This is a genomic window from Streptomyces sp. NPDC060028 (assembly GCF_042736725.1).
Classification (GTDB): Bacteria; Actinomycetota; Actinomycetes; order Streptomycetales; family Streptomycetaceae; genus Streptomyces.
In genome coordinates, this window is the sequence record NZ_JBHWVJ010000162.1 from 1 (window position 1) to 4,361 (window position 4,361).

At 65.3% G+C, this 4,361-nt stretch carries 5 protein-coding genes and 1 pseudogene; 3 read left to right on the forward strand and 3 right to left on the reverse strand.

Annotated features, from left to right (window positions below; all coding sequences use genetic code 11):
• Nucleotides 1-144 precede the first annotated feature (144 nt).
• Nucleotides 145-816 carry a hypothetical protein gene (locus ACFWBF_RS37020; RefSeq protein ID WP_385609228.1) on the reverse strand — a complete coding sequence of 224 codons (672 nt, stop codon included), beginning with the start codon at nucleotides 814-816 and terminating at the stop codon, nucleotides 145-147.
• A 326-nt stretch (nucleotides 817-1,142) separates the two neighbouring features.
• Here ACFWBF_RS37020 and ACFWBF_RS37025 point away from each other — a divergent pair, with 326 nt between their 5' ends.
• The 3 genes from ACFWBF_RS37025 to ACFWBF_RS37035 all read left to right on the forward strand — a co-directional run bounded on the left by ACFWBF_RS37025 (nucleotide 1,143) and on the right by ACFWBF_RS37035 (nucleotide 3,426).
• The gene (locus ACFWBF_RS37025; RefSeq protein ID WP_385609229.1) at nucleotides 1,143-1,301 is read left to right on the forward strand and encodes a hypothetical protein; all 159 of its coding nucleotides are present in this window, start codon (nucleotides 1,143-1,145) and stop codon (nucleotides 1,299-1,301) included.
• A 1,103-nt stretch (nucleotides 1,302-2,404) separates the two neighbouring features.
• On the forward strand, nucleotides 2,405-2,965 hold the full coding sequence (locus ACFWBF_RS37030) for a hypothetical protein (protein WP_385609230.1): 561 nt from the start codon (nucleotides 2,405-2,407) through the stop codon (nucleotides 2,963-2,965).
• Nucleotides 2,962-3,426 (forward strand): helix-turn-helix transcriptional regulator, encoded by a 465-nt coding sequence (locus ACFWBF_RS37035; RefSeq protein WP_385609231.1) that lies wholly within the window; start codon nucleotides 2,962-2,964, stop codon nucleotides 3,424-3,426. The genes ACFWBF_RS37030 and ACFWBF_RS37035 overlap by 4 nt, the downstream gene beginning before the upstream one ends.
• 120 nt (nucleotides 3,427-3,546) lie before the next feature.
• On the opposite strand, the pseudogene ACFWBF_RS37040 reads toward ACFWBF_RS37035, so the two are convergent.
• Both ACFWBF_RS37040 and ACFWBF_RS37045 read right to left on the reverse strand, forming a co-directional pair.
• Nucleotides 3,547-3,750: pseudogene (locus tag ACFWBF_RS37040) on the reverse strand (transposase); the annotation flags it as partial.
• Nucleotides 3,751-3,904: 154 nt separating this feature from the next.
• Nucleotides 3,905-4,249 (reverse strand): hypothetical protein, encoded by a 345-nt coding sequence (locus ACFWBF_RS37045; RefSeq protein ID WP_385609232.1) that lies wholly within the window; start codon nucleotides 4,247-4,249, stop codon nucleotides 3,905-3,907.
• Nucleotides 4,250-4,361: the final 112 nt, after the last annotated feature.

Sequence of the window (4,361 nt, forward strand, 5' to 3'; positions counted from 1 at the left end):
CCACACCACCCTTATCAGCACACGGCTTTGGTGTTGGGTGTCGTTGGGGTTTTTTTTGTTAACTCTCCCCCCCCCACCCGCTGTTTTATTGTGTTGGGGCCACCCCCGGGGTCGGGGCCCCCACCCCTCAAGGGGAGGTTGGTGTCAAGGAGCGTCGTAGAGCCGTTGAGCGACCTTCAGGGCGGTACGGCGAACCGCCGGCGGATAGCCAAGGCGGTCCGCAGCTCCTTCGATATCGAGGCCCGGCTCCGTGCGCATCAGGGCAGCGATGCGTACGGCGCGCTCCTGCTGCAGGTGCTTTTGCGCAGTCGAAGTCGAGATGCCAAGGACTTCGACCGTGTAGGCGGCGCTCACCGCAGGGTTCTCGTTGAGGAGTTCCGCGATACGGCCGGGGAGCAGGTCCCGGGGGACCATGTCGCCGGACCCCTTCGGTCGGCCCTGCGTGCCAGCCACGGTACCGCGAGCTGCTCCATAGGCACGTACCGCTGCGCGGGGCCAGTGCTCGACCCCACCGACCACCACGACGTGGTCGGCCAGCCGCGGGTCGGTCTTGTAACTGTCGATGCTGCGCGGTTTCACACCCAGCAGGGCGGATGCCTCGCGGCGGTCGAGCAGATCCGCATCGTCCTCTCCCGGCGGAATCACCGGCAACGGCCGGCCCTCTCGATAGGCCACCGCCTGCTCCAAGTCCCACAGCAGCACAAGTGCCCCTTGAGAGCTGACCAGCGGCGGGAAGCCGACGGCAGTGTGCGGCTTTGTACGGTCGAAGGTCGCCCACGTCATTTCCAAGACGGCGGCAAGCTCGTGACGACCCACCGCGGTTCGTCCAGCACGGATCACGACTTCCGACCTCCCGCTCACCAAGACGCGCCGACGCCGGCGCCGCAGTCAAGACACTCCGATCCGCCAGCGCAGCGGTTCCCGCGCGCAGAAAGGTACCGCATCCAAACGGCATCATGCTGCACGTGACTGGGCCGTCCCCGCGCTATGCTCGCGCTGATGACGCACCCGGGTCTCCCTGTGGAGTGTTCTTCGGTCGGCTGGCGCCCTTGCCACCCGCCTCGGCGGAAGTGGGCGCCGGCCACATCCATGCGGACGCCGCGCCACGACAGGCCCAACCCTGTCCCACCCTCCCAGGTTCTTTGAACTCCGCGAAGCAGTCGAACGACAGCCCCCAGGAAACGTTCGCCATCGGGGACCGCGCCCTGGAGATCGGGCCGATGCGCGAACGCTGCGGCCAAGCCGACGGACCCGTCCGCGACTCCATGGCCCGCCCGCCGACGACATCGACCGGGCCCTGACCACCGCGGGCAGCGTGCGGTGAACCACCTCACACCCGCCCAACGCAGCGGGGCTGCCAGCGGCGGTAGCCCCGCTGACGGGCGCCTACAGGGTCACAGAGCAGGCCAGGCAACCAACCACGGGCCAAAGACGGCACCGACGAGACACACAGGCTCCGCCGCCGGACAGCGCACGGACAACCCGACAGCCCAAAACCCGAGCCCATCAAAGACCCGCGAGCAGCAGGACTCCACACGCACTCACCCCCTCAACCCTCAATCCCCACCCCTAACACCCCCACACAAAAGAAAGTCCGCACACTCACCAGCAGAAATCTGGGGCCTGACCAGGCACAACGCAAACCTGCTGCCGATGCACCTTCCCCCCATACCTCCCCTCATACTTCCGCCCATATCCCCCCTGATCATTTCCCCCATATTTCCCCCCATGCGCACACCCCGCTGCTCTCAACCCCGACGGTGACCGCCCCCGTCCCTCCGGGCACCCCGTCCATCCAGCGCACAACGGACCGGAAGACGGCTCACGTGGAGTGCCCGGTGACCAGGCAGCTGTCGGGGGCCGGCTCAGACCGGAAGTCGGTACGGATTCAGAGCAAGAAGGCCGCCCGGAGCGCCGTACGCATCGAGTTTCGGCGCCTGGTGCAACTTCCCTCAGATCGGCGTTGCCGGCGCTTCGGCAAGCGCCCTGGGGTTCCTGGTGAGGGTGTAGCCCCTGGTGTTGTCGAATCGCGACGTCGGATGGGTGCCACGGTGAGTGATTCGGTGAGGCCACCGCTGTTGGTTTGGAGTCAGATCAGGTGCAGGGCACGGCAGGTGGCGTGCCCTGGGCGCAAGAGGCGGCAGTGGAAGCGGTGGTTGGAGGGTGAAGCGATGTGGATTGAGCGCGCGCTCTAAAGATCAGATAGAGGCAACCCTCTGACCTGCAAGAACGCTCCCGATCCATGCATCCAAGGTGCATAGATCGTCGCTGCTGAGGCGGAGATGCATGCACATAGCTGCATAGCGAGACCTCCGCAAGACGCATCCGGGAAGCGAATACATCCCCCGAATAACATCACGCTGCTGATATTTTATCCGGCGTCAGCGATCATGGAGGAGAGCCCGTGGCCCAGCCCTTGAGGCGCAGTGGGGAGGCATTCGCGGAGGCCGTGCGGCCGACTCTGGCACCCCCACCGGTACATGCCGTCAACGGCATGGAGACGGCACGGCAGTTGCTGAAATCGCTGGAGAAGATCGCGCGCAAGGGCGGCACGTTCAGCACCGACCCGGAAGTCCGGCCGTACGCCTTCTATGGCAGCAAGCATCTGAGCTCGTCACAGGTCCTTCAGGAGAACCTGTGGAAGTTCGGCCTGTCCCAGATGTCCCGGAACATTCTGGATCACATGAGCGCCAACCACGACGGCCAGGCGCTGGTGCAGATGACGCAGAGCAGCCTGGCTGCCAAGTTCGGGTGCTCGCAGTCGAAGGTGTCCCGTGCAATCGCACAGCTGAGCAAGCATAATTTCGCCTGGAAGGAGAGGCGAGGCGAGTACCGGCTCCACCCGCTTTACACCTACCGCTGGGGCAGCAGGAAACAGCACCGGCTCCTCAACACGCTCGGCGCGACCACACTGGCAGCCCACGAGATCATCGTCCCGTCCGTGAGGAGCGAGGCCACGCGATGAGCACCCCCGGATTCCACAACCCAGAGGCCTTCGAGATCCTGCCCAACGCGCGACTGTCCCCCACCGCCCGCGATGTCTTCGACGTCCTCACCGCGCGGCAGGAACCCGGCGGCCTGGTCCGCATCAAACAGCAAGACCTCGCCAAGCGGCTCGACCTCAGCCAGGCCGCCGTCTCCCGAGCCATCAGCCAACTCCGAGACAAAGGCATCATCGGCGAGCGCCAGCGCCAAGGCACCGTCCTGATCCACCCCCTGCTGGCCGGCTACGAATCACTCGCCCACATGGTCAACCACCTCCAAAACACCACCACCTTCGTGTGGCCGCTGCACTTCCCCACCGGCAACATCCGGCCCCCCCGCAGCAACGACCCCCGCACCGACACCGACTTCGACCCGGACCCCGACGGCAGCGAAAACATTCCCTCCACCGAAACTCGTCCCACCCTCCACCTCGCAGGCTGAACAACGCCCACGACCACAGCGCTCGCTCAGATCACCCCTGCCGAACCACGCCCTTCTCGCCCTCCATCGCGCGAGAGATTGACCGGAGACCGGAGATCTGATTGATGGATCCAGTCTGCGCCAACAGGTCTGTCCCGAGCCGAATCCCTGCACAGGCGGCTGGAGTTGCCAGGCAATGTCGTTGCACAGGAGGTACAGGATGCCCTGCAGACACTGCCGGTCAGCCACCGGCCGCGGCCCAGACGACCTCTTCGGCCAAGGCGGCAGCAGCGGCTCGATCAGCGCCCACAAGTGGTCATCCACGATCCACGGCCGAGCACTCACACCATCCCAAACGGCCGAATCGTCACACCGGTCACGCCAAACCAGAACATCCCATCAAGATCCTGTTACGAGCTCGTACGTGACGGATCTGGTTCGTGATGCTTAGCCAGTGGTGCGACCCCTGGCGGATCGGGACCTCGGGCGTCGGTCCGGATCAGACGGTCGATGTCCCCTTGTAGTCGTGGTGCTGGTAGCCGTGGCCGTCCCCATGCCAGTCCAGGAAGAGCACCAGATCCCCATACGCGCCACTGCCGGCACGGTGGTTGATCACGGGGGTGCGATAGCGGCCATTGCGGTCCCCGCGCTGCAACTGGTCCTTGATCTGGAAATCGCGCTCCATCACCACCGGGTCCGTGCCCTGCTGCGAGTGCATGATCTGCAACCTGATCTTCGCCCCGTCGAAAGTGTCGGAGGCCGTCCCGTACAACGCGGGGCCGTCCCACTGGGCCTCGGCGTAGGCGTAGACGGTGCCCCCAGACCGGGCCGCGCATGTGTTCACCGTAATCTTTCAATTGTCCGGCCAGGGCCCGTCATAGCCGTTGTCATCGATGTCCTTGGGCCTTGACCCCGGGTTTTGGACACCGGAGACACTTGGATCTTGACGGTCCAGG

Excerpts from the sequence above, each read along its gene's own strand:
- ACFWBF_RS37035 (WP_385609231.1), top strand. The coding sequence starts at position 2,962 with ATGAGCACCCCCGGATTCCACAACCCAGAGGCCTTCGAGATCCTGCCC.